General features: G+C 71.2%; 26 protein-coding genes. 12 read left to right on the top strand and 14 right to left on the bottom strand.

Annotated elements, in window-relative coordinates:
- Positions 1–67: 67 nt before the first annotated feature.
- The 4 genes from AC07DU_RS24870 to AC07DU_RS24855 are packed head-to-tail and all read right to left on the bottom strand — an operon-like array spanning position 68 to position 5,326.
- Positions 68–730, bottom strand: a complete 663-nt coding sequence (locus AC07DU_RS24870) for an O-methyltransferase (protein ID WP_479034580.1) — start codon at positions 728–730, stop codon at positions 68–70.
- On the bottom strand, positions 727–1,548 hold the full coding sequence (locus AC07DU_RS24865) for an HAD family hydrolase (RefSeq protein WP_360899106.1): 822 nt from the start codon (positions 1,546–1,548) through the stop codon (positions 727–729). Before AC07DU_RS24865 ends, AC07DU_RS24870 begins: the two co-directional genes overlap by 4 nt.
- Complete coding sequence (locus AC07DU_RS24860; RefSeq protein ID WP_479113707.1) at positions 1,545–4,127, bottom strand: phosphoribosyltransferase; 2,583 nt, start codon at positions 4,125–4,127, stop codon at positions 1,545–1,547. Before AC07DU_RS24860 ends, AC07DU_RS24865 begins: the two co-directional genes overlap by 4 nt.
- 32 nt (positions 4,128–4,159) lie before the next feature.
- The gene (locus tag AC07DU_RS24855) at positions 4,160–5,326 is read right to left on the bottom strand and encodes an HpcH/HpaI aldolase/citrate lyase family protein (protein WP_479113638.1); all 1,167 of its coding nucleotides are present in this window, start codon (positions 5,324–5,326) and stop codon (positions 4,160–4,162) included.
- A gap of 194 nt (positions 5,327–5,520) precedes the next feature.
- On the opposite strand from AC07DU_RS24855, the gene AC07DU_RS24850 reads away from it, so the two are divergent.
- On the top strand, positions 5,521–6,288 hold the full coding sequence (locus tag AC07DU_RS24850) for a TerD family protein (RefSeq protein ID WP_479113636.1): 768 nt from the start codon (positions 5,521–5,523) through the stop codon (positions 6,286–6,288).
- A gap of 64 nt (positions 6,289–6,352) precedes the next feature.
- On the opposite strand, the gene AC07DU_RS24845 is transcribed toward AC07DU_RS24850, so the two are convergent.
- From AC07DU_RS24845 to AC07DU_RS24820, 6 genes are all read right to left on the bottom strand, one after another.
- The gene (locus tag AC07DU_RS24845; protein WP_360899115.1) at positions 6,353–7,093 is read right to left on the bottom strand and encodes a TerD family protein; all 741 of its coding nucleotides are present in this window, start codon (positions 7,091–7,093) and stop codon (positions 6,353–6,355) included.
- A 110-nt stretch (positions 7,094–7,203) separates the two neighbouring features.
- On the bottom strand, positions 7,204–8,319 hold the full coding sequence (locus AC07DU_RS24840) for a DUF475 domain-containing protein (RefSeq protein WP_479113634.1): 1,116 nt from the start codon (positions 8,317–8,319) through the stop codon (positions 7,204–7,206).
- 25 nt (positions 8,320–8,344) lie between these two features.
- Complete coding sequence (locus AC07DU_RS24835; protein WP_069920148.1) at positions 8,345–8,920, bottom strand: TerD family protein; 576 nt, start codon at positions 8,918–8,920, stop codon at positions 8,345–8,347.
- Between the two features lie 96 nt (positions 8,921–9,016).
- Positions 9,017–9,592, bottom strand: a complete 576-nt coding sequence (locus AC07DU_RS24830) for a TerD family protein (protein WP_008739115.1) — start codon at positions 9,590–9,592, stop codon at positions 9,017–9,019.
- Between the two features lie 102 nt (positions 9,593–9,694).
- Positions 9,695–10,153: a peroxiredoxin gene (locus AC07DU_RS24825; RefSeq protein WP_360899123.1), complete on the bottom strand. Its 459-nt coding sequence runs from the start codon at positions 10,151–10,153 to the stop codon at positions 9,695–9,697.
- A 155-nt stretch (positions 10,154–10,308) separates the two neighbouring features.
- Positions 10,309–10,740: a DUF3052 domain-containing protein gene (locus tag AC07DU_RS24820; RefSeq protein ID WP_030711344.1), complete on the bottom strand. Its 432-nt coding sequence runs from the start codon at positions 10,738–10,740 to the stop codon at positions 10,309–10,311.
- 470 nt (positions 10,741–11,210) lie between these two features.
- Between AC07DU_RS24820 and aceE the strand changes: the two genes are divergently transcribed.
- Complete coding sequence (aceE, locus tag AC07DU_RS24815; RefSeq protein WP_360899127.1) at positions 11,211–13,943, top strand: pyruvate dehydrogenase (acetyl-transferring), homodimeric type; 2,733 nt, start codon at positions 11,211–11,213, stop codon at positions 13,941–13,943.
- 72 nt (positions 13,944–14,015) lie between these two features.
- A complete protein-coding gene (locus tag AC07DU_RS24810) occupies positions 14,016–14,828 on the top strand; it encodes a potassium channel family protein (RefSeq protein ID WP_479113632.1) in 813 nt (270 codons plus the stop codon).
- Here the strand turns inward: AC07DU_RS24810 and AC07DU_RS24805 are convergent.
- The gene (locus AC07DU_RS24805; RefSeq protein ID WP_479034597.1) at positions 14,809–15,249 is read right to left on the bottom strand and encodes a peptidase inhibitor family I36 protein; all 441 of its coding nucleotides are present in this window, start codon (positions 15,247–15,249) and stop codon (positions 14,809–14,811) included. The genes AC07DU_RS24810 and AC07DU_RS24805 overlap by 20 nt on opposite strands.
- Before the next feature lie 381 nt (positions 15,250–15,630).
- Between AC07DU_RS24805 and AC07DU_RS24800 the strand changes: the two genes are divergently transcribed.
- From AC07DU_RS24800 to AC07DU_RS24790, 3 genes are all read left to right on the top strand, one after another.
- Positions 15,631–16,320, top strand: a complete 690-nt coding sequence (locus AC07DU_RS24800; protein WP_479034600.1) for a TetR/AcrR family transcriptional regulator — start codon at positions 15,631–15,633, stop codon at positions 16,318–16,320.
- A gap of 105 nt (positions 16,321–16,425) precedes the next feature.
- Positions 16,426–17,655 (top strand): alpha/beta hydrolase, encoded by a 1,230-nt coding sequence (locus AC07DU_RS24795; protein WP_479113705.1) that lies wholly within the window; start codon positions 16,426–16,428, stop codon positions 17,653–17,655.
- Positions 17,656–17,729: 74 nt separating this feature from the next.
- The gene (locus tag AC07DU_RS24790) at positions 17,730–18,572 is read left to right on the top strand and encodes a DUF4429 domain-containing protein (protein WP_360899139.1); all 843 of its coding nucleotides are present in this window, start codon (positions 17,730–17,732) and stop codon (positions 18,570–18,572) included.
- Positions 18,573–18,612: 40 nt separating this feature from the next.
- On the opposite strand, the gene AC07DU_RS24785 is transcribed toward AC07DU_RS24790, so the two are convergent.
- Complete coding sequence (locus tag AC07DU_RS24785) at positions 18,613–19,632, bottom strand: aldo/keto reductase (protein ID WP_479034603.1); 1,020 nt, start codon at positions 19,630–19,632, stop codon at positions 18,613–18,615.
- Entirely contained in the window at positions 19,629–20,021 is a 393-nt protein-coding gene (locus AC07DU_RS24780) for a MerR family transcriptional regulator (protein WP_360899145.1), read from the bottom strand. The genes AC07DU_RS24785 and AC07DU_RS24780 overlap by 4 nt, the downstream gene beginning before the upstream one ends.
- A 69-nt stretch (positions 20,022–20,090) precedes the next feature.
- Here AC07DU_RS24780 and AC07DU_RS24775 point away from each other — a divergent pair, with 69 nt between their 5' ends.
- Positions 20,091–20,909: a serine hydrolase domain-containing protein gene (locus AC07DU_RS24775; RefSeq protein ID WP_453373267.1), complete on the top strand. Its 819-nt coding sequence runs from the start codon at positions 20,091–20,093 to the stop codon at positions 20,907–20,909.
- Positions 20,910–20,935: 26 nt separating this feature from the next.
- Here the strand turns inward: AC07DU_RS24775 and AC07DU_RS24770 are convergent, their stop codons facing one another.
- Complete coding sequence (locus tag AC07DU_RS24770) at positions 20,936–21,592, bottom strand: pirin family protein (RefSeq protein WP_360899148.1); 657 nt, start codon at positions 21,590–21,592, stop codon at positions 20,936–20,938.
- Positions 21,593–21,673: 81 nt separating this feature from the next.
- Between AC07DU_RS24770 and AC07DU_RS24765 the strand changes: the two genes are divergently transcribed.
- The 5 genes from AC07DU_RS24765 to fabF all read left to right on the top strand — a co-directional run bounded on the left by AC07DU_RS24765 (position 21,674) and on the right by fabF (position 26,571).
- The gene (locus AC07DU_RS24765) at positions 21,674–22,891 is read left to right on the top strand and encodes a PucR family transcriptional regulator (RefSeq protein WP_360899151.1); all 1,218 of its coding nucleotides are present in this window, start codon (positions 21,674–21,676) and stop codon (positions 22,889–22,891) included.
- Between the two features lie 89 nt (positions 22,892–22,980).
- Positions 22,981–23,898, top strand: coding sequence for an ACP S-malonyltransferase (locus AC07DU_RS24760; RefSeq protein ID WP_479113630.1), 918 nt, complete (start codon positions 22,981–22,983; stop codon positions 23,896–23,898).
- A 19-nt stretch (positions 23,899–23,917) separates the two neighbouring features.
- Positions 23,918–24,922 carry a ketoacyl-ACP synthase III gene (locus AC07DU_RS24755; protein ID WP_360899157.1) on the top strand — a complete coding sequence of 335 codons (1,005 nt, stop codon included), beginning with the start codon at positions 23,918–23,920 and terminating at the stop codon, positions 24,920–24,922.
- Between the two features lie 56 nt (positions 24,923–24,978).
- Entirely contained in the window at positions 24,979–25,227 is a 249-nt protein-coding gene (locus tag AC07DU_RS24750) for an acyl carrier protein (protein WP_360899160.1), read from the top strand.
- Positions 25,228–25,305: 78 nt separating this feature from the next.
- Complete coding sequence (gene fabF, locus AC07DU_RS24745; protein WP_360899163.1) at positions 25,306–26,571, top strand: beta-ketoacyl-ACP synthase II; 1,266 nt, start codon at positions 25,306–25,308, stop codon at positions 26,569–26,571.
- The last annotated feature ends 13 nt before the right edge of the window (positions 26,572–26,584 follow it).

Here is a 26,584-nt window from a genome sequence, read left to right as displayed (position 1 = left end):
GGCCGTCGGGCCGTCAGGCCCTCAGGCGAGCCCGCGCGAAAGCCTCAGGCGCACCCCCGCGAAAGCCTCACGCCCGCCTGCGCGAAAGCGTCAGGCCGTCCGAGATCGCCAGCAGCACCGAGTCCATGCGCGGGTCCGCCGAGACGTGGTCGTTGAAGGCGCGGACGCCCGCCGCCGAGCCCGTGGCCGACTCGTCGAGGACCGTGCCGTGGAACAGCGTGTTGTCCGTGACGATCAGGCCGCCGGGGCGCATCCGGGGGACGAGCTCCTCCCAGTAGGCGATCTGGTTCTCCTTGTCGGCGTCGATGTAGGCCATGTCGATGTGCGGTTCGGCCGGCATCGCCCGCAGGGTGTCCAGGGCGGGTGCGATGCGCAGCTCGATGCGGTCCGCGACACCCGCCGCCCGCCAGGCCTCGCGGCCGTACGCCGTCCACTCCTCGGAGACATCGCAGGTGATGAGGCGGCCGTCCGCGGGCAGCGCCTGGGCCATCGACAGGGAGGAGAAGCCTGTGAAGGTGCCGACCTCCACGATGTGGCGGGCGCCGGTCAGCCGGACGAGGAAGGCCAGCAGCGGACCCTGCTCCTGCGCCGACTGCATGCCGGCGACGTCCGGGAAGGTGGCGTAGGTCGTCTCGACCAGCTCCTGCTGGATCTTGTCCAGCGGGGGGTTGTGGTCGAGCATGTACTGGTAGAGCTCGTCCGTGATCTTGGTGCTGTTGCCCTTGGTCATGCCGTCAGTCTCGCAACCGAACGGCCGAACGCGCGGATGATTTCCTCACCTGCCAGGACCCCCGCCGCCGTCAGGGCGGTCACCGTCGGCGCCGTCCACTGCGCGTCGGCCAGTTCGCCGTGGCCCGGCCGCCAGGCCGCGTCCGCCGCCAGCAGCAGGTCCGCGTCCAGCAGCGAGTCGCCAGCGGCGAGGGTCGTGGTCGCTCCCGTACGCCGGGCCACCTCGTGCATCGCCGCGCTCTTGGTGAGCGGGCGCGGGACGGCGTAGATCTTCCGGCCCTGGAGCGAGACCGTCCAGCCGCGGGCCCCGGCCCACTCGGTCAGCGCCTTGAGCCATTCGTCGGGGACCAGGGCCCGCTCGACGACGAGGTACGCGAACAGGTCCTCCGCCAGCCGTGCCTTGCGCAGCCACTGCGGGTCGGCCACGGCCAGCAGGTGCCGGTGGACCTCCTCCAGGGGCGCGCACTCCTCCGCGAGCCGCCCCGCCACCGCGCGCCGCCAGTCCCGGTCGGGCACCCCGTCGACCAGCAGCTGGCCGCCGTTCGCGCAGATCGCGTACGGGGCCGGGCGGCCGGGGAAGCGGATCCGCTGGTACTGCTTGCGGGTACGGGTGGTGGTGGGGACGAAGACGACCGAGGGGTCCTCGGTGAGCGCCGCCAGCAGGCCCGCCGCCGTCTCCGTCATATAGGACAGCGGCTTGCTCTCGTGGACCTCGACGCACAGCAGCCGCGGGGCCAGCGGGTCGGGCATGGTCAGCCCGAGGGCGGCCGCCGAGTAGATGAGCGTACGGTCGAGATCACTGGCTAGGAGGACAGTCACTTCGAGGCCACAGCCTTTCCGTCGGCGCCGGTGGCGCCGCGCGTGAATCGGGGGTGGATGAGCCCTACGCACGTGTAGGGGAGCCCGTCGACCTCTTCGACCGGCACCCCGCGCTGCTCGGCGAGCAGCCGTACGTGGTCCAGGTCGGCCCCGGCGCCACGCTGCGCCAGGATCTTCCACGGCACCCGGCGCAGCAGGACGCGGGTGGTCTCGCCGACGCCGGGCTTGACGAGGTTCACGTCGTGGATGCCGTACTCCTCGCTGATCCGCTCGACCGCCGCCCAGCCCTCCCAGGTCGGTGTGCGGTCGGCCGCGAGCAGTTCCTTGACCTCTTCGGCGACGGCGTCCGCGACCTCGTCGAAGTGGGCGGCGACGGTGTCGACGAACTCGACGGAGACGTCCGCTCCGGCGAGCTCGCGGTAGAACTTCGCGCCGTGGAAGTCGGCGGGGCCGACCAGGTCGGACCTCAGAACCGTACGCGAGATGAGTCCGGACACGGTGGAATTGAGACAGGCGGAGGGGATCAGGAAGTCCTCACGGGTGCCGTAGGTCTCCACGCACGAGCCCGGGTCGGCGAGGACCACGATCTCCGGGTTGAAGCCGTCGAATGCGGCGAGGGCGTCGCGCAGTTCGCGGGTGATGGCGCCCTTGCCGGTCCAGCCGTCGACGAAGACGACGTCGGCCGGGTCGTGGTGGGCGGCGAGCCAGCGCAGGGCGTTGGCGTCGATGCCGCGGCCGCGCACGATGGAGACGGCGTAGTGCGGGAGGTCCAGGCCGTGCCGGGCCCGGGCCCAGCGGCGCATCAGGACGCCCACGGGGGTGCCGGCGCGGGCCAGGGAGACCAGCACCGGGGAGGGGGAGCGCTCGGCGAGGACGGTCTCGGTGACCGTGCCGACGGCGCGGGCCATGCGGGCGGCGGAGGCGGTCAGCGCGCTGCGGTAGAGCTCCTGGTACTGCGGGGACGGCTGGTATTCGACGGGCAGGGACTCGGCGTAGTGCGCGCCGCCCGCCTGGATGGCCTCCTCGCGCTCCTCGGTCGGAGCCTCCAGCTCGACGGCGGAGAGGTCCTGGAGCAGCCAGCCGACGTCCTCGGGGGCGTACGAGGAGAAGGCGGGGCCGCGCAGGGGCTCGGGCAGGGGCTCGGGCATGATCGGCTCCTGCCGCTCGGGTATGTACGACGGGACGACGGCCAGCACGACGCGGCCGGTGTGCGGGGCGAGGGCGTCGAGCAGCCCGCTGCGCAGGTCGGGGGTGTCGCCGGCCGAGTCGACGACGGCGATGACGGTGTCGAAGCCCGCGCCCGCGACGTTGTAGGCGTACCGGTCGCCGGGGCCGTCGGCCGGGGCGTCGTGGGCGGGGAAGACGAGGCGGGTGCGGATGGCGTAGCCGGGGTCGTCCACGGCCAGCACCGGCGAGCGGGTGGTGGTCGAGAAGCGGACCTCGTCGCCCGCGCCGGCCTCCTCCAGGGCCTTGGCGAGGCGCAGCGGCGCGTACATCAGCTCTTCGTTGCCCAGTACGAGGATCCGTCCGGGCCGTGCGCCGAGCGCGGCGGTCAGCTGGGCGGTGAGGGCGGGGAGGGCGGCTTCCAGCCGGGTGCGGTGGGCCGTGGTGAAGCCGTGGCGGCCGCCGTCGGGGACACCGGCGGGCCAGTCCAGCGTGACGCGCGGCGTCGGCCGCGGCTCGTGCGCCGGGCCGGAGGCCGTTCCGTCCGGGACCTCGCTCCCCGCGGGCCGCAGCGGCGGGTCCTGCGCCGGCGCGGGCTGCTCCTGCCCGGCCGCGGTCTGGTCCTGCCCGGCCGCCGGCTGGTCCTGCCCGGCCGTCGGCTGGTCCTCCCCCGCCGCAGGCCGGTTCTGCCCGGCCTCATGTTCCTCCACCAGGGCCCGGCCCTTGGCCAGGACGCCCTCCGGGAGGTGGACCGTGCCGCTGGCCAGGGCTATGAGGTCCACCCGCGCGCCGATCTCGGCGGCGAAGGCGGTGAGCCGGTCGCGGTCGGCCGGGGAGCGCATGTCGACGAGGGCGACGACCACGTAGTGCGCGCGCGCGTGGCGGGCGTGCAGGTCGCGGATGGTGTTCAGGACCGTGTTGCCCGTGGAGAACTCGTCGTCGACGAGCACGAGCGGGCCGCCGCCCGCGAGCAGCTGCGGGTCCTCGGGCAGCAGCAGGTGCGAGGTGGCGTGCGAGTGGGCCTCCTCGAAGCCGCCCGCGGGCCGCACGCCCGGCACGGGCCGGCGGGTGGAGTGCAGGTAGGGGGCGGCTCCCAGGCCGTCGGCCACGCAGTGGCCGAGCCCGGTGGCGGTCTCGGCGTAGCCGAGGACCACCGCCGAGGCGGCCGCCTCGTCGCCGAGCAGCGCCCGCACGCGCTCGCCGAGCCCGTACCCGGCGGCGTACACCGTCCGTGGGGACTGCGGGACGTGCTTGCCCAGCACCTGCGAGACCAGCAGGTGCGCCCGCTTGGGGTTGCGCCGCAGAGCCAGTCCGAGGAGTTCGGTCAGCCTCGGGCCGCCCGGAGTCCCCTCGGCGTCCTCCAGCCGGACGCCCAGGCGGTCCGCGACCCACGTTCCCGACCACACCGTGTCGATCTTCTTGCCTTCCCTCGTCGTCACCGGCCCGCTCACACCTGGAGCCCGGCCGTGAGGAGGTCGACGAAGCCGACCTCCTCCTTCGCCACGCCGAAGACCTCGGCGCGCAGCATCGTGCGCTCCGCCCAGGCCCGGTGGGGCTTCACCTCGTTCATCTTGTTCGTATAAGCAGACCGCATCACGCCGCCGCCGTCGCGTTCGGGCCGCAGGATGTCCTGGGCGTCGCAGAACTCCTCGTGGGAGACCACCGACAGCGCGTGCACGGGGGTGACGTGTGCCGGGTGGATGCAGGTCTTGCCGAGCAGCCCGTTGGCCCGGTCGAGTTCGATCTCGCGCAGCAGCCCGTCCAGGTCGTGCTCTATGAGCGCCGTGCGCAGTTCCTCCACGCCCTCCTCCAGGAAGGGGCTGCGGCGCAGCTGGGGCTTGAAGAGGCGCTGCTGGCTGCGGAAGTACTCCCACACCGGTCCGGTGACCGTGAATCCGGTGCCGTCGGCCCGGCTGAGGACGTTGACGACGTCCGCGATCACACCGGCCACGATCTGGACGTCGTAGGCGGTCATGTCGGGGGTGCGCCGCAGGCCGTAGGCCGAGCAGAAGTCGGTCACGCCGAGCCGCAGCGCCAGGACCCGGTCGCGGTACTGGTTGACCGTGCGGGAGATGCCGGCGAGGGCTTCGACGCGGGTTTCGAGGTGGAGCAGCTCGGGGGTCTCCAGGACGGGCATGGCGTACAGGCGGGGCTGCCCGCTCGCGGCCTCCGCCTCGGCGACGGCGTCGAGGAAGGCGATGCCGCGCCTCTCGTCGAACTTCGGAAGTACGAATCCGGCCAATCGGCTCACGGACCGGCCGAGGCGCCGCACCAGATCGGGGATCTGCTCGGGCGTGCGGACGCGGATGAACAGCAGGGGGTGCTCCGCCCCGCCCGCTTCGAGCTCGGCGAACTGCCGGACGAGGTTCTCCTCGGCCCCGGCGACATCGGCGTCGCTGATGGAATCCTCCAGGCAGAGGACCATGGACACGACCCCGCGGCCGGCCTGCTTGCGGATGTCGCGGGCGAGCGTGGGGCGGGTGGCCGGGCTGTAGAGGGTGGCTCCGAGCGCCGCGGCGAGGATGCGGGCCGGTGAAGCGCCGGTGAACTCCGCCGGTTCCTGGTGGAAGAGGTCCTTACGGACCGTGGGCGATACGTGCCCAAAGTGACGCATGTGCTTCCCCCGTACTGCCTCGGCGGCCCAACTGGCATGGCCGGTAATAGTACGTACGAACGTGAGTCAAGAGTTCCTCAAGCACATGAAGTTCAGGTAACCCTCTTGCACCATGCCCAGGTCTCGCGTTCGAGACAAGGCCTTACGGGGGGCCGCATTGTCCCGCTCCACTCCGGGAGGGCAGGATGACGGGCATGACGCACGCGATGCAGAAGGGCTCGAACATCCCGGTGGCCGCCGTGGCGGTCCGGGCGGTGCTGCGCTGGACCGGCGGCCCCGAGGTGCCGGACGTGGACGCCTCCGCGCTCCTGGTGGGCCCGGACGGCCGGGTGCGTTCGGACGAGGACTTCGTCTTCTACAACCAGCCCCGCCACCCCTCCGGAGCCGTGTGGCGGCTCGGCAAGAAGCAGCTCGGCGACGCCGTCACCGACGCCGTCCAGGCGGACCTGCGCGCGGTGACGCCGGGGGTCGACCGGATCCTGGTGGTCGCCTCGGCCGAGGACGTCCCCTTCCAGCAGGTCCACGACCTGCGGATCCTGCTCTACGACGCCACCGCGACCGGCGGCTCCGAACCGCTGGCCTACTTCGACGTACGGCCCGAGACCGGCGCCGAGACGGCGCTGATCTGCGGGGAGCTGTACCGCAGGGGCGAGGGGTGGAAGTTCCGCGCGCTCGGTGAGGGCTACTCCAACGGGCTGGTGGGTCTGGCGACCGACCACGGGATCTCCGTCGACGAGAACGCGGGCGAGAGCCCCGCCGAGGCCCCGGCCGCGCCGGCGACCGGTCCCACCGCCGAGCAGACGGCGGCGATGGCCCCGCCTGCTCCGCCCACCCAGGCCCCGCCGGCCGTCCCGCCCGCCTACGGGTACCCGCAGCCGGTGTCCCCGGCGCCGGTACCGGGCCCGGGCGGCGATCCGGCCTTCCGGCTGCCGGTGCAGGGCCCGCAGTTCGTCCGCCACTGACGGCACGGCCCCGGCGGGGCTCCCGGCAGGGGTCCGCCGGGGGCCTTTTCGCCGGGGGCCGTGGTCAGCTCTTGCTGCTCTTGTAGCCCCGCCCCCACTGGAGCCCCCAGCCGTACAGCCGGTCGAGCTCCGCCTGGAACCCGTAGACGAACTTCACCTCGCGCCGCACGACGAGCTCGCCCTTGACCTTCTCCAGGGACACGACCGCGCAGGAGCGGGCCTCCGGCTGCCGCTCGTCCAGCGGGATCTCTATCCGCGGCCCGGTGACCGGGTACAGGGTCACCATGGCGTGCGTCCGGTCGAAGGCCGGGGTCTGGTCGTAGATGTAGACGAAGACGAGCAGCCGCTTGATGTCGTCGGCGTGGTCGAGGTTGATGTACAGGGTCTCCCCGGACCCCGAGCCGAACCGGTCGTCCCCGCTGAGCTTGACGAACGGCGGGTCGTTGAGGTCGCCCAGCAGGTTGCCCAGCGGCTGTACGGCGCCGCGCGTGCCGTCGGTCAGCTCGTACAGACAGCCCATGTCGAGGTCGACGTTGACCATGCCCTGGGTGTGCGCCTGCACCATGTCGGGTTTGAACAGCTTGAACGGGTGCCGCAGGAGCTGGCCGCTCTGGCCGGAGCGGCCGCCGATGTCCGAGGTGCGCATGCGCCAGGACAGGTTGACGCGCAGATTGCCGTGCACGGCCCCCTGTTTGGTGAGCGACAGCGTCGAATGTCGCTTGGTCAGCTCGATCGCGTTCGACGAGGCGCTGCCCGACTGGAACTGAACGGCCCGGCTGCCCAGAATGCCGTCGAAGAATCCCATCCCCTACCCCCCTGATCCCCTCTTGCCCGCATACGGAAGCGGGGCGGCCCCCGGGTCCGAGGACCCTTCCGGCCGCCCCGCAAGTGGAGCGTTCCGCATTAGCGCCGCGGTCATGCCTCGGCGGCGGAACCCTCCAGTTCCAGGCGCTTGTTGCGGCGCACGGAGGACCAGAAGGACCACGCGATGAGCACCACGCCGACGAGACCGGTGATGATCTCGTTGATCTCGTGCTGGATGGTGACGAGCAGGATCACGGCGAGCGCGCCGATGGCGTAGTGCGCGCCGTGCTCCAGGTAGACGTAGTCGTCGAGGGTGCCCTGGCGGACCAGGTAGACCGTCAGCGACCGGACGTACATGGCACCGATGCCGAGGCCGAGGGCCATGAGCACGATGTCGTTGGTGATGGCGAAGGCGCCGATGACCCCGTCGAAGGAGAAGGAGGCGTCGAGGACTTCGAGGTAGAGGAACATGAAGAAGGCCGCCTTGCCGGCCATGGCCACGGCCGAGACGGGCTTGCCGCTCTTCTTGGCCTCCTCCTCGGCCTCGTACTCGGCCTCCTCCTCTTCCTCCAGCTTGTTCTCGAAGTAGCCGGAGAGGCCACCGACGACCATGTAGGTGATCAGGCCGAGGACGCCGGAGATGAGGACGGTCTGCGCCTTGTCCACATGGGCGCCACCGTGCTGGTGTGCATGGGTGGCGAAGGTCATCGCGGTGACGACCAGGACGATCAGGGCGATGCACGCGGACAGCATGTCGATCTTGCCGAGCTTGGCGAGCGGACGCTCGAGCCAGGCGAGCCACTTGATGTCGCGGTCCTCGAAGATGAAGTCGAGGAAGATCATCAGCAGGAACATTCCGCCGAAGGCCGCGATGGCCGGGTGGGCGTCCGTGACGAGCTGCTTGTACATGTCCTTGTCGGTCATCGCCAGATCGACGGCCTCAATGGGCCCGATCTTGGCGCTGATCGCGACGATCACGACGGGGAAGACCAGTCGCATGCCGAAGACGGCGATGAGCACGCCGACCGTGAGGAAGATCTTCTGCCAGAAGGCATTCATCTTCTTCAGGATTCCGGCGTTGACCACCGCGTTGTCGAAGGACAGCGAGATCTCGAGGACGGACAGGATCGCCACGATCCCGAATGCGGGCCACCCCCCGTAGAACACCGCTGCGACCAGACCGAGCGCAGTGACTGCGAACGACCAGCCGAAGGTTTTGAGAACCACTGGCACCCCATCGTGTTGTACGGCTTTACGAAACGTTGACCCCGAAGTCTAGAGCGATGCCCCGGAGCCCCGACGCGTACCCCTGCCCCACGGCCCGGAACTTCCACTCGCCGCCGTACCGGTAGACCTCGCCGAAGATCATCGCGGTCTCGCTGGAGGCGTCCTCGGAGAGGTCGTAGCGGGCCAGCTCCTGGCCGTCCGCCTGGTTGACCACCCGGATGAAGGCGTTGCTGACCTGGCCGAAGCTCTGCCGGCGGGAGTCCGCCTCGTGGATCGAGACCGGGAAGACGATCTTGTCCACGCGCTCCGGCACCTTGGTGAGGTCGATGATGATCGACTCGTCGTCCCCGTCACCCTCGCCGGTGAGGTTGTCCCCCGTGTGTTCGACGGAGCCCTCGGGGCTCTTGAGGTTGTTGTAGAAGACGAAGTACTCGTCCCCCAGCACCCGGCCGCTGTTGCACAGCAGTGCGCTGGCGTCGAGGTCGAAGTCGGCCCCGGTGGTCGAGCGCGCGTCCCATCCGAGACCGATCAGAACCCTGGTGAGGTTCGGTGCGGCCTTGGACAGGGAGACATTGCCCCCCTTGGCGAGTGTGACGCCCATGTTGTGGTCCTCCCCGGACGACGGTGTGTGGTGGCAAAGCCGGTCCGGCGCCGTACACACAGTGCACGGCGCCGGACGGATGAACTGCGCTCAGGCTCAGACGTTGACGCCGAAGTCCTGCGCGATGCCGCGCAGGCCCGAGGCGTAGCCCTGGCCGATGGCGCGGAACTTCCACTCCGCGCCGTTGCGGTAGAGCTCGCCGAAGACCATGGCGGTCTCGGTCGAGGCGTCCTCGGAGAGGTCGTAGCGGGCGAGCTCGGTGTTGTCGGCCTGGTTCACGACGCGGATGTACGCGTTGCGGACCTGGCCGAAGCTCTGCTGGCGGCTCTCGGCCTCGTAGATCGAGACCGGGAAGACGATCTTGGCGACGTCGGCCGGGACACCGGCGAGGTTGACCTTGATCGCCTCGTCGTCGCCCTCGCCCTCACCGGTGGTGTTGTCACCGGTGTGCTCCACCGAGCCGTCGGGGCTCTTCAGGTTGTTGAAGAAGACGAAGTTCGCGTCGCTGGCGACCTTGCCCTGGTCGTTGGTCAGGATCGCGCTGGCGTCGAGGTCGAAATCGACACCGGTGGTGGTGCGAGCGTCCCAGCCCAGACCGACGATGACCGCCGTCAGGTTAGGTGCGGCCTTGGTCAGCGAGACGTTGCCGCCCTTGCTGAGGCTGACTCCCACGGGTCCTCCATTGGGTTCTGTGTGGGGCAGTGCCCCGTCGTGCGGTTGCAATGGGATCAACGTTTCGATCCTAGTGACGGGTTCCCGCCCCACAGGGGGTTTTCAGAGGCTGTCGAGCGCCTTGATGTACTCGTTCAGGTCACGCGCGTCGGGCAGTCCGTTGACGACAGTCCAGCGCACCACGCCGTCCTTGTCGATGATGAAGGTGCCGCGGACCGCGCAGCCCTTGTCCTCGTCGAAGACGCCGTACGCGCGGGAGGTCTCGCCGTGCGGCCAGAAGTCCGACAGCAGCGGGTAGTCCAGGCTCTCCTGCTCCCCGAAGACCCGCAGGGTCGGAACGGAGTCGTTGGAGACCGCGAGGAGCTGCACGTCGTCGTTCTGGAAGCGCGGCAGCTGGTCGCGCAGCTCGCAGAGCTCGCCGGTGCAGACGCCGGTGAAGGCGAACGGGTAGAAGAGCAGCACCACTGCCTTCTCCCCCCGGAAGTCGGAGAGCCGCACGGTCGCGCCGTGGTTGTCCTTGAGCTCGAAGTCCGGGGCCTTGTCGCCGACCTCGATCGCCATCTCTCGCATCCCTTCGTCGCTGCATCCGTGCATGGGGCTGTTCGGGTGAGGCAAAGCCTAGGGGCCGCCCGGTGCGGGGAACGCACACACCCCGCCGACCGGTGTCACCTGGTCGGCGGGGTGTGGAAGCGTGTCCGCTCGGCAGCGGGCGCGGCTCAGCGCTTGGACTTGGCGGCGGTCTTGGGCGTCACCAGCTTGGTGGCGGCCCACTCCTTGCCGACACTGATGCTCCTGGTCTGCGAAAGGCCGGCGGTCTCGGCGGCCTCGCTGATGTCGCTGGCCTCGACGTAGCCGGGGCGGCCCGTCTTGGGGGTCAGCAGCAGGATCAGTGCGCCGTCCTCGACCAGCTCTGTGGCGTCGACCAGCGTGTCAGTCAGATCGCCGTCTTCCTCCCGGAACCAGAGCAGCACCGCGTCGGCAACGTCGTCGTACTCCTCGTCGACGAGGTCGTTGCTGATGTGGTCCTGAATGGACTCACGGAATTCCTGATCGACGTCGTCGTCGTAGCCGATCTCCTGGACCACCTGTTCGGACTGGAAACCCAGCCGGGCGGCCAGGCTCTCCGCGTGGTCCGCGGTCGCGCTCACGGGGTGCCTCCTGCTCATGTTCGGTGAATGTCTTCGGGCGGCGCGCGTACGCGCAGCATTGGGCGTAGTCCACACGGGCGGGGCGGATCGCGCAAGTACCCGGCCGCCGAGACCGTCGAAACGGTGACGATTGCGGCCGTCTCGCCGCAACTTTCAGCCTTCCCGTGTGGACCTCTGGTGATTCATCCCACACCATTCCAGCTCGCTTGGCATCATCGGCGACGCTTCACGGCATTCCTACCTGTTTGAGGGACGGACCGCCCGGCGGAGGGGGCCGGCCGGCTTCGGCGTAAGGTGGCGAAGTGGCCGCGACCGCCACCGATCCCCGTCGTCCTCCCCATGAGTTCCCTGTCGCTCCAGGGATTACCCGGTGGTAAAGATGACGATTTCGGCCGAGCGTAAGACCATGGGAGGCGGCGCCCCCCCCAGACACGGGTACAGCACGACTCCCCCGACAGCGAAGGAACAGCGTGGCTTCCGCATCCGATCGCAATCCGATCATCATTGGCGGCCTCCCGAGTCAGGTCCCGGACTTCGATCCCGAGGAGACGCAGGAGTGGCTCGACTCCCTGGACGCCGCGGTCGACGAGCGGGGCCGTGAGCGCGCCCGCTACCTGATGCTGCGGCTGATCGAGCGGGCCCGCGAGAAGCGCGTGGCCGTCCCCGAGATGCGCAGCACGGACTACGTCAACACGATCGCCACCAAGGACGAGCCGTTCTTCCCCGGCAACGAGGAGATCGAGCGCAAGGTCCTCAACGCCACCCGGTGGAACGCGGCCGTCATGGTCTCGCGCGCCCAGCGTCCCGGGATCGGGGTCGGCGGCCACATCGCCACCTTCGCCTCCTCCGCCTCCCTCTACGACGTGGGCTTCAACCACTTCTTCCGGGGCAAGGACGAGGGCGACGGCGGCGACCAGATCTTCTTCCAGGGGCACGCCTCCCCCGGTATCTACGCCCGCGCGTACCTCCTGGACCGGCTCTCCGAGCAGCAGCTCGACGCGTTCCGCCAGGAGAAGTCGAAGGCCCCCTACGGCCTCTCCAGCTACCCGCACCCGCGGCTGATGCCCGACTTCTGGGAGTTCCCGACCGTCTCGATGGGCCTGGGCCCGCTCGGTGCGATCTACCAGGCCCGGATGAACCGGTACATGGAGGCGCGCGGGATCGCGGACACCTCCAAGTCCCACGTTTGGGCGTATCTGGGCGACGGCGAGATGGACGAGCCGGAGTCGCTCGGCCAGCTGTCCATCGCCGCGCGCGAGGGCCTGGACAACCTGACCTTCGTCGTGAACTGCAACCTCCAGCGCCTCGACGGCCCGGTGCGCGGCAACGGCAAGATCATCCAGGAGCTGGAGTCGATCTTCCGCGGGGCCGGCTGGAACGTCATCAAGCTGATCTGGGACCGCTCCTGGGACCCGCTGCTGGCGCAGGACCGCGACGGCATCCTGGTCAACAAGATGAACTCGACCCCGGACGGACAGTTCCAGACGTACGCCACCGAGTCGGGCGCGTACATCCGTGAGCACTTCTTCGGCGGCGACCAGCGGCTGCGCGCGATGGTCGAGAACATGACCGACTACCAGATCCAGCACCTGGGCCGCGGCGGGCACGACCACAAGAAGGTCTACGCGGCCTACGCGGCGGCCAAGGCCCACAAGGGCCAGCCGACGGTGATCCTGGCGCAGACGGTCAAGGGCTGGACGCTCGGCCCGAACTTCGAGGGCCGCAACGCGACGCACCAGATGAAGAAGCTGACGGTCGACGACCTCAAGCGCTTCCGCGACCGCCTGCACATCCCGATCACGGACGCCCAGCTGGAGAGCGGCGCGCCGCCGTACTACCACCCGGGCCGCAATTCGCCCGAGATCCAGTACATGCACGACCAGCGCAACGCGCACGGCGGCTACGTGCCGACCCGTGTGGTGCGCGCCAAGCCGCTGCAGCTGCCGGACGACGCGGCGTACGCGGCCGCCAAGAAGGGCTCGGGCCAGCAGTCGATCGCCACCACGATGGCCTTCGTCCGCATCCTGAAGGACCTGATGCGGGACAAGGAGATCGGCAAGCGCTTCGTGTTGATCGCGCCCGACGAGTACCGCACCTTCGGCATGGACGCCTTCTTCCCGAGCGCCAAGATCTACAACCCGCTCGGACAGCAGTACGAGGCGGTCGACCGCGACCTGCTGCTCGCGTACAAGGAGTCGCCGACCGGCCAGATGCTGCACGACGGCATCTCGGAGGCGGGCTGCACGGCCTCGCTGATCGCCGCCGGTTCGGCGTACGCGACGCACGGCGAGCCGCTGATCCCGGTCTACGTCTTCTACTCGATGTTCGGTTTCCAGCGCACCGGTGACCAGTTCTGGCAGATGGCCGACCAGCTGGCGCGCGGTTTCGTCCTCGGCGCGACCGCGGGACGGACCACCCTCACGGGTGAGGGCCTCCAGCACGCCGACGGTCACTCGCAGCTGCTGGCCTCGACCAACCCGGGCTGCGTGGCGTACGACCCGGCCTACGGCTACGAGATCGCGCACATCGTCAAGGACGGTCTGCGGCGGATGTACGGGCCCGAGGCGGAGGACGTCTTCTACTACCTGACGGTCTACAACGAGCCGATCCAGCACCCGGCCGAGCCCGCGGACGTCGACGTGGACGGCATCCTCAAGGGCGTGCACCGGGTGTCGCAGGGCACCGCGGGTTCCATCGGGGCGCAGCTCCTGGCCTCGGGTGTGGCGGTGCCGTGGGCGCTGGAGGCGCAGCGGATCCTCGCCGAGGACTGGGACGTGCGGGCGGACGTCTGGTCGGCGACCTCCTGGAACGAGCTGCGGCGCGAGGCCGTCGAGGTGGAGCGGCACAACCTGCTGCACCCGGACGAGGAGCAGCGCGTCCCGTACGTGACGCGCAAGCTGTCGGGCGGCGAGGGGCCGTTCGTGGCGGTCTCGGACTGGATGCGGGCGGTGCCGGACCAGATCTCGCGGTGGGTGCCCGGCCCGTACACCTCGCTGGGCGCGGACGGTTTCGGCTTCGCGGACACGCGCGGTGCGGCCCGGCGCTACTTCCACATCGACGCGCAGTCGGTGGTCCTGGCGACGCTCACCGAGCTCGCGAAGACCGGCCGGATCGACCGTTCGGTGCTGAAGCAGGCCGTCGACCGGTACCAGCTGCTGGACGTCGCGGCGGCGGACCCGGGCCCGGCGGGCGGCGACGCGTAACCGTCACCCTTACGTGGGGGCGCCAGGACACACCCGTCCCGGCGCCCCTTACGCGTTCCTTACGATGCGGGCATGAAGGAACCGTCCCGCCAGCTGCTGTGGGAGCGGCGGAGCCAGACCCCGCTGCTCGTCCTCGCCCTCGCCTTCGCCGTGGCGTACGCCGTGCCGATCGTCCTGCCCGACGCGCGTGCGGACGTGGACCGGGCCTGCACCTACGTGGAGTGGGTGGTGTGGGGTGCCTTCGCCGTCGACTACGTGGTGCGGCTGGTCCTCGCGCCGGCCCGCCGGCACTTCGTACGCACGCACTGGCTGGACCTGGCCGCGGTGGTGCTGCCGCTCGTGCAGCCGCTGCGGCTGCTGCGGCTGGTCGCCACCTTGATGCTGGTGGGCCGGCGGGCCCGGATGGCTCCGCAGATCCAGCTGACGACGTACGTGGCCGGGGCCGTCGTGGGGCTGCTGATGTTCGGCTCGCTGGCGGTGCTGAGCGTGGAGCGCGACGCCCCCGAGGGGAACATCAAGAACCTGGGCGACGCGGTGTGGTGGTCCTTCACCACCATGACGACGGTCGGGTACGGGGACCACTCCCCCACCACCGGTCTCGGCCGGGTGCTCGCCGTCGGCCTGATGCTGTCCGGGATCGCCCTGCTGGGTGTGGTGACCGCCAACATCGCCGCCTGGTTCATCGCCCGCTTCGAGCGCGACGACCAGGTGGAACGGCTTCAGCTGGCGGCCATCCGTGAGCTGCAGGAGGAGGTGCGGGCGCTGCGCGGCGAGGTCGCCCGGCTCGGCGGTGCGAGCGCCCCGGCGCCGGTGTCGGCCCCGGTGCCGGCCGCAGTACAGCAGCCGGCCCCGGAGCCGCGGGAGGTCAGTTCTCCCACACCTTGAAGGCCCGCACCTGGTAGGGGGACTGGGGCAGCCAGACCCCGTCGCCGGGGTAGGTCTGGAACTCGCCGGTCTCCGCGCAGACGTCCGACTGGTAGGTGGTCACCGGGCGCCCGGTGCGGTTGGTCAGTGACTGGGCGGTGGTCCCGGCGGGCAGCGCGATGCAGCTGTTGACGTCCAGGGTGCTCAGCTCGTGGGTCTGCCGGGCGCCCTTGAAGTCCGGTTTCGCCCACAGGCACAACTGCCCGGTCGCGCAGGCCCCGAGGGCCGGCGGGCCCGCCGCGTGGGCCGTGGTGGCCGTACTCGGGATGAGGGCGCTCAGGGCGAGGGCGGTCGCGGCCAGGACCGTGCTCACACGAGTGATGTTCACACGGCTGGTGCTGACGCTGGCGGTGCCGGCGGGGGTGGCGTTACACGTACGCATGACGGGTCAACTCCTTGTGGACGACGGGCGCCCGGACCGTTGCCGGGGCTCCGCTGACACCACGCTGACCTGCGGCGACGGGCGGGCGGAAGAGGCCCAGGACGGGTCCACCCGGATAGGCGACCTCCCGGCCCCGCCCCGCCGGCAGGGCGGCCGCTGGTGCGGAGTTGACGCTTCCGCAGGGCCCGGGACCAGCCCCGCACCGGCCCGCGCACGGGTGCGCGGCCGGACGGAGGAGCCCCGAACGTGTCATGTGCGAGCGGACCCGCGAGCCCTCCGAAGGGGGCCGCCGGTCCTTCGCGTACGGCGCGGCGCCGCGCTCGCCCCGGCGGCCGTCACCGGTACGCTGACCGCCCACTCGGCGTCAGAAGGGAGCCCCCCGTGAGGACCGACGAGCGGTCGGCGCCGCCCGCGCCGGTGGCGGGACTGCGTGAACGCAAGAAACGGCGCACCCGCAGCGCACTGCTGCGCGCGGCGCTGCTCCTCTTCATCTCCCAGGGGTACGACCGCACCACCGTCGACGAGATCACCGACGCCGTGGACGTGTCCCAGCGCACCTTCTTCCGCTACTTCGCCAACAAGGAGGAGGTCGCCTTCGCCGTCCAGGACCTGGTCGAATCGCACTTCCTCGCCGAACTGCACGCCCGGCCGGCCGCCGAGGGCCCCCTCGAAGCCCTGCGCGGCGCCGCGCTCGGCGCCTGGGACACCGTCGAGGAGGCCATCTCCGAGGCGGTCCCGGTCGACCTCTACATGCGCAGCTACCGGCTGATCGAGTCCACTCCGGCGCTGCTCGCCGTGCACCTGCGCCGCTGCGCCGAGCTGGAGGAGCGGATCTCACGGCTGATCGCGGCCCGCGAGGGCCTGGACGTGGACACCGATCCGCGGCCGCGGGTGGCCGTCGCCGCGTTCTGCGGGGTGATACGTCTCACCGGGCGGCTCTGGGGGCAGGGCGAGGACGGCAGCGTGGCCGCGATCCGGCGGATGACGGAGGCGTACCTCGACCGGATCGGCCCCGCGCTGGCCGCGCACTGGCGCCCGCCCGCCGACGCCGACCGGGTGCGCGGGAGCTGACCGGGGGCCCGGCAGCGGGCCTCACACCGTCCCACGATCGGGCGTGAGGCGTGTCACCCGGCGCGCCCGGTACGGAGGGCGTCTCCTAGGCTGGTTCCAGTGAACGTGCCCGGCCTCGCCCACCCCCATGCCCTCCGCGCCGACCCGCGCCCTGCCGCCCTGCGCACCCTGCTCGCGCTGGCGGTGGTCTTCGTGCTGCTGGCGACGACCGGCTGGACGGCCGTGCACCGCCCGGAGGGAGGCACCCCGCTGCGGGCCACCGCCCTCGCCGCCTGGGCCGAGGCCCGGCTGGACGGCCGTCCCGTGCCGCCCGCGGACGCCCCCGTACGGACGGTGGCCCGTTTCTTCGCCGCCCTGGACGGCGCCGAGCGCGCCCGGCTCGCGGAGGGCTACCCCCTCGTCGTCGGCAACCTCGACGGGGCGCCCGTCGCGACCCGCTACGAGGCCAACCTGCACGGCCTGGAGCAGGCCGCCCGGGTCGAGGACGCCCGCAGCCGGGACGTGGCGCTGACCCCGGCCGACCGCGCCCTGGCCACCCGCCGTGCGCACCGCTTCGCCTCGCTCGCGGACCCCGGCCGCCAGATCCTGGCCTTCGACCCCACCGGCGGCGGCCGGGTGGCCGAGGTCTTCGGCGACCTCGACCGGGCCCGCCGGGTCTCGGTGATCGTCCCCGGTGTCGACACCGACGCGCTGACCTTCGAGCGCAGCCAGCGCCGCCTGACCTCGCCCGTCGGCATGGCCGAGTCCCTGTACGCGGCCGAGCGCGCGGCCGCGCCGGACAGCCGTACGGCGGTGATCGCGTGGGCCGGGTACACCGCTCCCACCGGGGTCGGCATGGACGCTGCCACCGGCCGCCTGGCCTTCGACGGCGCGGTCCGGCTGAAGTCGCTGACGGTGGCCCTGCCCGGGGACGCGGACGTGGCGCTGTTCTGCCACAGCTACGGATCGGTGGTGTGCGGGGTCGCCGCGCGCGAGCTGCCGGACCGGGTGACGGACGTGGTGGTGGCGGGCAGTCCCGGGATGCGCGTTTCGAACGTCGAGGGGCTGCACACCACGGCACGGGTCTGGGCCACGCGGGACGAGGGCGACTGGATCGCGGACGTCCCGCACCTGGAGGTCGGCGGGCTGGGCCACGGCGCCGACCCGGTGTCCCCGGACTTCGGCGCGCGGCTGCTGTCCTCGGCGAGGGCCAGGAGTCACACCGGCTATTTCGCGCCAGGGACGGACTCGGTGGAGAACTTCGCCAAGATCGGAACCGGCACCTTCGCTTCCATTGTCTGCGCGACCGGCGACGACGCATGTCGCAGGGAAATCCCCGGGGCAGACCAGGACTGACGGGCCCCGGGGCGCGAAAAAGGACTCCGCAGCGAGGGGGACGCGCGGGGGCGGCGCCCTTTACGATGTGGCGCATGGGTGACGTACTGGCCGGAAACCATGCCGTCTGGGAGTTCGACTCGGACTCGGTGCTCATCCGCTTCGCACGGGGGTTGAGAACGCCGAGGACGCCGCGGCTCTTTCATGCGCTGGGCGCACGCCGGATTCCCCTGGAAGCGGTGTCGGGAGTGACCGTGACCGCCGGGAAGCGGGACACGGTGGTGCTGCGTGCCCTGCCCCGGCCGGGCGCGGATCCGCTGATGGAGGCCGCCGCCGGGCAGCTGAAGGAGAACTGCGACCCGTACCGGCTGGTGCTGCCGCGCGAACGCGCACCGCAGGCCGCGGCGTTCGCCGACGCCCTGCGCTCCCGGCTCGGGCCGGACGCCGCCGAGCCGGCGACGCGCTTCCTGGTCGGCGTGCCGCAGCCGCCGGTGCAGCTGAAGGCGTACGACGCCCGGGTGGAGTTCGACGGCTCGGCCGTCACCTTCCGCTGGTCGCGTACGGGCGCCACCAGCACCAAATGGAAGGCCTGCGACCAGCGTTACCCCCTCTCCGCCCTCACCGGCGTGGAATGGCACTCCCCCGAGCGCCCGGGCGGCCACCTGCGGCTGCTGGTGCGGGACGCGGTCGGGGACCCGCGCCCGGACCACGACCTCGCGGCGGCGGTCTTCGGCGTGGGGTACGGGGCGGTGCACGAGTCGCTGCCCTTCGCGGCGGCCGTCCTCGCCGCCGTACGGGCCCGCGCACCGCTCGCCGCGGTCCCCCGGGCCCGCTCCGGCGACGAGCGGCTGCGGCACCTGAGCGAGCTGCACACCGCGGGCCTGCTCACGGACGCCGAGTACACGGCCCTGCACGACCGTTTCACCGCGGAGGCGTAGGCAGGCGGTCACCGCGGAGGCGTAGGGGGCGAGCCGCCGCTCAGACCTCCCGGACCACCGAGGTGAAGGTCATGTCCGGGTAGCGGTCGCCCGCGACCCGGGCGGCGATCGGTTCCAGCAGGGCCAGCTGCGCCGGTGTCAGGGTGATCCGCGTGGCCGCGGTGTTCTCGCGCAGGCGCTCCGGCTTGCGGGTGCCCGGGATCGGGACCACCGTCAGGCCGTGCACCTGGGCCCGCTGCTGCACCCAGGCCAGGGCGATCTGCGCCGGGCTCGCCCCCAGCTCCCGGGCGATCTCCCGCACCGGGGCCAGCAGCGCCCCGTTCGCCTTCGCGTTGTCGCCGCTGAACCGCGGCTGGTGGCGCCGGAAGTCGCCCTGCGACAGCTCCGCGGAGGCGTCCGCGAAGGCCCCCGTCAAAAAGCCCCGGCCCAGCGGGGAGTAGGGGACGAAGGCCACGCCCAGCTCGGCCGCCGCGCCCACCGCGCTGCGCTCCACGTCCCGGCTGAAGAGCGACCACTCCGACTGGAGCGCCGCGATCGGGTGCACGGCGTGCGCCTCGCGCAGCTCCGCGCCGGTGACCTCGCTGAGCCCGAGGTGGCGCACCTTCCCCTCCCGCACCAGCTCCGCCATGGCGCCGACCGACTCGGCGAGCGGCACGGCCGGGTCGCGCCGGTGCATGTAGTACAGGTCGATGACCTCCACGCCGAGCCGGCGCAGGCTGCCCTCGACGGCCCGGCGCAGGTACTGCGGCTCGTTGCGGATGGCCCGGTACGAGGGGTCGTCGCTGCGCTCTATGCCGAACTTCGTCGCCAGGGTGATCTCGTCCCGGTGCGCGGCCACGAACGGGGCGAGGAACTCCTCGTTGCGGCCCCGCCCGTAGACGTCCGCGGTGTCGAAGAGGGTGACCCCGGCGGCCAGCGCCGCGTCCAGGGTCTGCCGGGCGGCCACCTCGTCGGTGTCTCCGTAGAAGTCGCTCATGCCCATGCAGCCCAGGCCCTGGACGCCGACCAGCGGGCCGCCCTTGCCGAGTTCGGCCTGTTCGAGCCTCGTGGTTTCCGTCATGACTGTGCCTTCCCCGAGTAGATGCCGATCTTGTAGTCCAGAACGGCCAGTGCGTCCGTGAGCTCGGTGATCCGGGCCCGCACGTCGCGTCGCGTGCGCTCCAGCAGCTCGCGGCGCTCCGCGACGGTGTCCCGGCCCTCGCGGCCCTCGCGGACCAGTTCGGCGTAGCGGACCATGTCCGCCACCGACATCCCGGTGGCGCGCAGCTTGCCCACCAGGGCCAGCCAGTCCAGGTCCTTGTCGGTGAAGCGCCGCTGCCCCGAGTGCGAGCGGTCCACGTGCGGCATCAGGCCGATCCGCTCGTACCAGCGCAGGGTGTGCTGGGTCAGACCGGTCCGGGCCTCGACCTCGCTGATCGTGTACCGCGGCTGCGTCAGGCTCTGGCTCATGGCCCCACGCTAAAACCCTGGAGTGCACTCCAAGCAAGTAGGCTCGGCGCCATGGAGAGCGCTCAGACCCTGGAAAGCCTGCGGATCATCGAGACCTGGCCGGTGGACACGGCCGCGGCGGCCGTCGTACGCGCCGACGGGAGCCAGGCCGGTTCCCACGGGCCCGTCGACCACCGCTTCGCCCTCGCCTCGGTCACCAAGCCGCTCGCCGCGTACGCCGCCCTCGTCGCGTACGAGGAGGGGGCGATCGAGCTGGACGAGCCGGCCGGGCCCGAGGGGTCGACGGTCCGTCACCTGCTCGCGCACACCAGCGGCCTGGCCTTCGACGAGCACCGGGTGAGCGCCCCGCCCGGGCAGCGCCGGCTGTACTCGAACGCCGGCTTCGAGGTGCTCGGCGACCACATCTCCAAGGCCACCGGGATCCCCTTCCCGGAGTACCTGCACCAGGCGCTCTTCGAGCCGCTGGGCATGACCTCGACCACCCTGGAGGGCTCGCCCGCCAAGGACGGCGTCTCCACCGTCCGCGACCTGCTGCGCTTCGCCGCCGAACTGCAGGCGCCCCGGCTGCTGGACGTCCGCACGGTCGCGGAGGCCACCTCCGTCGTCCACCCCGGGCTCAAGGGCGTCCTGCCGGGTTACGGACACCAGTCCCCCAACGACTGGGGGCTCGGCATGGAGATCCGCGACGGCAAGTCCCCGCACTGGACGGGCACCACCTCCTCGCCCCGCACCTTCGGGCACTTCGGCCAGGCCGGCACCTTCCTGTGGGTGGACCCGGACGCGCGCGCCGCGTGCGTGGCGCTGACGGACCGCGCCTTCGGCCCGTGGGCGGTCGAGGCCTGGACCCCGTTCACGGACGCGGTCCTGGCGGAGCTGCGCTCGCGCTGAGCCCGGCAAGATCCGGAAGAGACGGCCTAGCGGGGCAGCTCCCAGATCAGCAGCTCCCCCGGGGATCCGGCGGTGATCTCCAGGTCCCGCTCGTCGGTGATCCGTACCGAATCCCCGGGGCCCAGCTCCGCCCCGTCCAGGCGCAGGTCCCCGCGCACCACGTGCAGGTACACGCGCTCCGCCGCCGGTACGGCGACCCGCTCGCCCGCGCCCGGCCGCCGCACGCGCAGGACTGCGCCGGCCCCGGGGATCTCGTAGGGCGCGCCGTCGGCGAGGCCCGTGACCACCTCGTACGAGGGCTCGCCGCCCGCGGTGAGCGGCGCGAGCCACATCTGCACGAAGCGCAGCGGCACCTGGCCGTCGTTGCGCTCCACGTGCCGCGCCCCGGATCCGGCGCTGAGCCGCTGTACGTCCCCGGGCCGGACGAGGCCCTTCTCCCCAGTGCTGTCCTGGTGGGTGAGCTCGCCCTCGATCACCCAGGTGACGATCTCGGTGTGGCTGTGCGGGTGCTCGTCGAAGCCGGCGCCCACGGCGAGCGACTCCTCGTTGCAGGCCAGGACGGGACCGAAGCGCAGATTGTCCGGGTCGTAGAAGGACCCGAAGGAGAAGGCGTGCCGGGTGGTGATGCCGGCGGGCAGGTCCCCGCCCTCGTACCGGTCGGCGGCTCGGCGTACATCAATCATGGGGGCCACCGTAGCCCCCGGGCGTGAGACGGGAACGGGACCGGACTCCGCACAGCGTTCCCGATAAGGCAGTCTTGTCCCGTGCCCCAACCCGAACGTGAGCATTCGCCCGCCACACACGCCGCGCATCCCGCTCCGGCCCATCCGCACGCCGCGACGCTGCGCCGGCTGGAGAAGTCCTCCGGCCGGCTCGCAGCCAACGCGATCGCGCGGATGGACGAGACCCTGCCGTGGTACCGGGCGATGCCACCCGAGAACCGGTCCTGGATCGGCCTGGTCGCCCAGGCCGGCATCGCCGCGTTCACGGAGTGGTTCCGGCACCCGGAGACCCCGCAGGCGATCTCCACCGACGTCTTCGGGACGGCCCCGCGCGAGCTGACCCGGGCGATCACCCTGCGCCAGACCGTCGAGATGGTCCGCACGACCATCGAGGTCATGGAGACCGCGATCGAGGAGGTCGCGGCCCCGGGCGACGAGTCGATCCTGCGCGAGGCACTGCTCGTGTACGCCCGCGAGATCGCCTTCGCGACCGCCCAGGTGTACGCGCAGGCCGCCGAGGCGCGCGGCGCGTGGGACGCCCGGCTGGAGTCCCTGGTCGTCAACGCGGTGCTGTCAGGCGAGGCCGACGAGGGCGCGCTGTCCCGTGCGGCGGCGCTCGGCTGGAACTCCCCGGAGCACGTGTGCGTGGTGCTGGGCACCGCGCCGGAGGGGGACAGCGAGCTGACGGTGGAGGCGATCCGGCGCGCCGCCCGCCACCACAAACTCCAGGTCCTCACCGGTGTCCTGGGGGACCGTCTGGTCGTCATCGCGGGCGGCAGCGACAACCCGATGCAGGTGGCCAAGTCCCTGATCGGGCCGTTCGCCGCCGGTCCCGTGGTGGCGGGCCCGGTGGTGTCGGACCTGCTCAACGCGACGAAGTCGGCGCAGGCCGCGGCCGCCGGGCTGAAGGCCTGCACGGCCTGGCAGGATGCTCCACGGCCGGTCCTGGCGGACGATCTCCTGCCGGAACGGGCCATCGCCTCGGATCCCGCAGCCAGGGAACAACTGGTGGAGGAGATCTACAGACCGCTGGAAGAGGCGGGTTCGGCGCTGCTGGAGACCCTGAGCGTCTATCTGGAGCAGGCGAGCAGTCTGGAAGGGGCCGCTCGGATGCTTTTCGTTCACCCCAACACGGTGCGCTACCGGCTGCGACGTGTGACCGACGTCACGGGATGGTCTCCTTCTGATGTCCGCTCGGCATTCACGCTGCGGATCGCCCTGATCCTGGGGCGTCTGGCCGACGGAGATCCTCAGTCCTAGACTTTTGTCGGACATCAACAATTACCCCGACGGTTCTTCGTCCCTGTCCCCACGGGCGGCAGGGACCATCCACAAGAGAGAGTGTGAGGGTGCTCGTACTCGTCGCTCCCGGCCAAGGCGCTCAGACGCCCGGCTTCCTGACTCCCTGGCTCGACCTGCCCGGTGCCGCTGACCGCGTCGCCGCGTGGTCGGACGCCATCGAGCTGGACCTTGCCCACTACGGCACGAACGCCGAGGCCGACCAGATCCGTGACACGGCGGTGGCGCAGCCGCTGCTCGTCGCCGCGGGCCTGCTCTCCGCCTCGGCACTGGGTTCCTCCACGGTCTTCGGGGCCGTCGCGGGCCACAGCGTCGGCGAGATCACCGCCGCCGCCTACGCCGGCGTCCTGTCCGAGGCCGAAGCACTGTCGTTCGTCCGGACCCGCGGTCTGGGCATGGCCGAGGCCGCCGCCGTCACCGAGACCGGCATGGCCGCGGTCCTGGGCGGTGACCGCGACGTGGTCGTCGCCCACCTGGAGAAGCTGGGCCTGACCGCGGCCAACATCAACGGCGCGGGTCAGATCGTGGCCGCCGGCACCATGGAGCAGATCGCCGCCCTGGAAGCCGAGAAGCCCGAAGGTTCCATGAAGGTCGTCGCCCTCAAGGTCGCGGGCGCCTTCCACACGCACCACATGGCCCCGGCGGTCGCCACACTGGAGAAGGCCGCCGAGGCCCTCTCCCCGGCCGACCCGGCGCTCAAGTACGTCTCGAACAAGGACGGCCTCGTCGTCGCCACGGGTGCCGACGTCGTCGCCCGCCTGGTCGGCCAGGTCGCGAACCCGGTCCGCTGGGACCTGTGCATGGAGACGTTCGCCGAGCTGGGCGTCACGGGGATCATCGAGCTGTGCCCCGGTGGCACCCTGACGGGTCTGGCCAAGCGCGCGCTGAAGGGCGTACCGAGCGTGGCCCTGAAGACCCCGGACGATCTCGACAAGGCCGCGGCGCTCGTCGCCGAACTGACGGCCTGAGAGAAGGAGCCCACACAGCATGTCGAAGATCAAGCCTGCCAAGGGCTCCCCGTACGCCCGCATCCTCGGTGTCGGCGGCTACCGCCCGGTCCGCGTGGTGCCCAACGAGGTCATCCTCGAGACCATCGACTCGTCCGACGAGTGGATCCGCTCCCGCTCCGGCATCGCGACCCGGCACTGGGCGTCGCCCGAGGAGACCGTCGCCGCGATGTCGGTGGAGGCCTCGGGCAAGGCGCTGGCCGATGCCGGTGTCTCCCCGGAGCAGATCGGTGCCGTGATCGTCTCGACGGTCTCGCACTTCAAGCAGACCCCCGCCGTCGCGACCGAGATCGCCCACCGGATCGGCGCGGCCAAGCCCGCCGCCTTCGACATCTCCGCGGGCTGTGCCGGTTTCGGCTACGGTCTGACCCTGGCCAAGGGCATGGTCGTCGAGGGCTCGGCGCAGTACGTGCTCGTCATCGGCGTGGAGCGGCTCTCGGACCTGACCGACCTGGAGGACCGCGCGACGGCCTTCCTGTTCGGTGACGGTGCCGGCGCCGTGGTCGTCGGCCCCTCGGACGAGCCGGCCATCGGCCCCACGGTGTGGGGTTCGGAGGGTGACAAGTCGGACACCATCAAGCAGACCGTGCCGTGGGACGAGTACCTCGGCAGGGATGGTGGCGAGAAGTTCCCGGCCATCACGCAGGAGGGTCAGGCGGTCTTCCGCTGGGCCGTCTTCGAGATGGCCAAGGTGGCCCAGCAGGCGCTCGACGCCGCCGGGATCACCGCGGACGACCTGGACGTCTTCATCCCGCACCAGGCAAACATGCGGATCATCGACTCGATGGTGAAGACTCTCAAGCTGCCGGAGCACGTGACGGTCGCCCGTGACGTGGAGACCACCGGCAACACCTCGGCCGCCTCGATCCCGCTCGCTATGGAGCGGCTCCTGGCGACCGGAGCAGCGAAGAGCGGCGACACCGCGCTCGTCATCGGCTTCGGGGCGGGACTCGTCTACGCCGCGACGGTCGTTACCCTCCCCTAGGGCCGGGATCCACATCCCGGTCTGATGTACCCAGTTATCCACAGAAGGAGCGCCACATGGCCGCCACGCAGGAAGAGATCGTCGCCGGTCTCGCCGAGATCGTCAACGAGATCGCCGGCATCCCCGTCGAGGACGTCGAGATCGACAAGTCCTTCACGGACGACCTGGACGTCGACTCCCTGTCCATGGTCGAGGTCGTCGTCGCCGCCGAAGAGCGCTTCGACGTCAAGATCCCGGACGAGGACGTCAAGAACCTCAAGACCGTCGGCGACGCCGCGAGCTACATCCTGAAGCACCAGGCCTGAGCCTGACGAGCGTTTGTCGCCACCTGGCGGTGGCGCCGTGACAATTCAGCACCCTTGAGACGTGGAGAAAGAATTCCTGTGAGCCCGACCAATCGCACCGTGGTCGTCACCGGTATCGGCGCAACCACTCCGCTGGGTGGCGACAGCGCTTCGACCTGGGAAGGTCTGCTGGCCGGACGTTCCGGCGTTAAGCCCCTGGAGGGCGAGCGCTTCGCCGAACTCCCGGTCCGTATCGCCGCCCGGGTCGCCGTGGAACCGAGCGAGGTCCTGCCCCGCCCGCTGACCCGCAAGCTCGACCGCTCGGCGCAGTTCGCCGTCGTCGCGGCCCGTGAGGCCTGGGCCGACGCCGGCTACACCGGCCCGGCCGACGAGGACGGGGCGGTCGTCCCCGAGCGCCTGGGCACCGTGATCGCCTCCGGTATCGGCGGCGTCACCACCCTGCTCGACCAGTACGACGTACTGAAGGAAAAGGGTGTGCGCCGGGTCTCCCCGCACACCGTCCCCATGCTCATGCCCAACGGCCCGTCGGCCAACGTCGGCCTGGAGGTCAACGCCCGCGCGGGCGTGCACACTCCGGTCAGCGCCTGCGCCTCCGGGGCCGAGGCCATCGGCTACGCCGTCGAGATGATCCGTACCGGCCGCGCCGACGTGGTCATCGCGGGCGGCACCGAGGCGGCGATCCACCCGCTGCCGATCGCCGCGTTCGCCAACATGATGGCGATGTCGAAGAACAACGAGAACCCCGAGCAGGCCTCGCGCCCCTACGACAAGGCCCGTGACGGCTTCGTACTGGGCGAGGGCGCGGGCGTCGTCGTCCTGGAGTCCGCCGAGCACGCCGCCGCGCGCGGCGCCCGGGTCTACTGCGAGGTGCTGGGCCAGGGTCTGTCCGCGGACAGCCACCACATCGCGCAGCCGGAGCCGACCGGCCGCGGTGTCGCGGCCGCGGTGCAGAACCTGCTCGACAACACGGGTCTCGACCCGGCCGAGCTGGTCCACGTGAACGCGCACGCCACCTCCACCCCGCAGGGTGACACGGCCGAGCTGAAGGCCCTGCGCAAGGTGCTGGGCGACGACCTCGACCACATCGCGATCTCCGCGACGAAGTCGATGACCGGTCACCTGCTGGGCGGCGCGGGCGGTATCGAGACCGTCGCGACCGTGCTGGCGCTCTACCACCGGCTGGCCCCGCCGACGATCAACTGCGACGAGCTGGACGAGGACATCGACGCGGACATCGTGCGCGACGAGCCGCGCAAGCTGCCGGCCGACGGCCCGATCTCCGCGATCAACAACTCCTTCGGCTTCGGCGGTCACAACGTGACCCTCGCGTTCCGTACTGTCTAGTGCGCCAATTGAT

Source organism: Streptomyces sp. NPDC045695, assembly GCF_056432025.1.
Note: the sequence above shows the minus strand (reverse complement) of the source record. Positions and strands in the feature narration are given on the sequence as shown.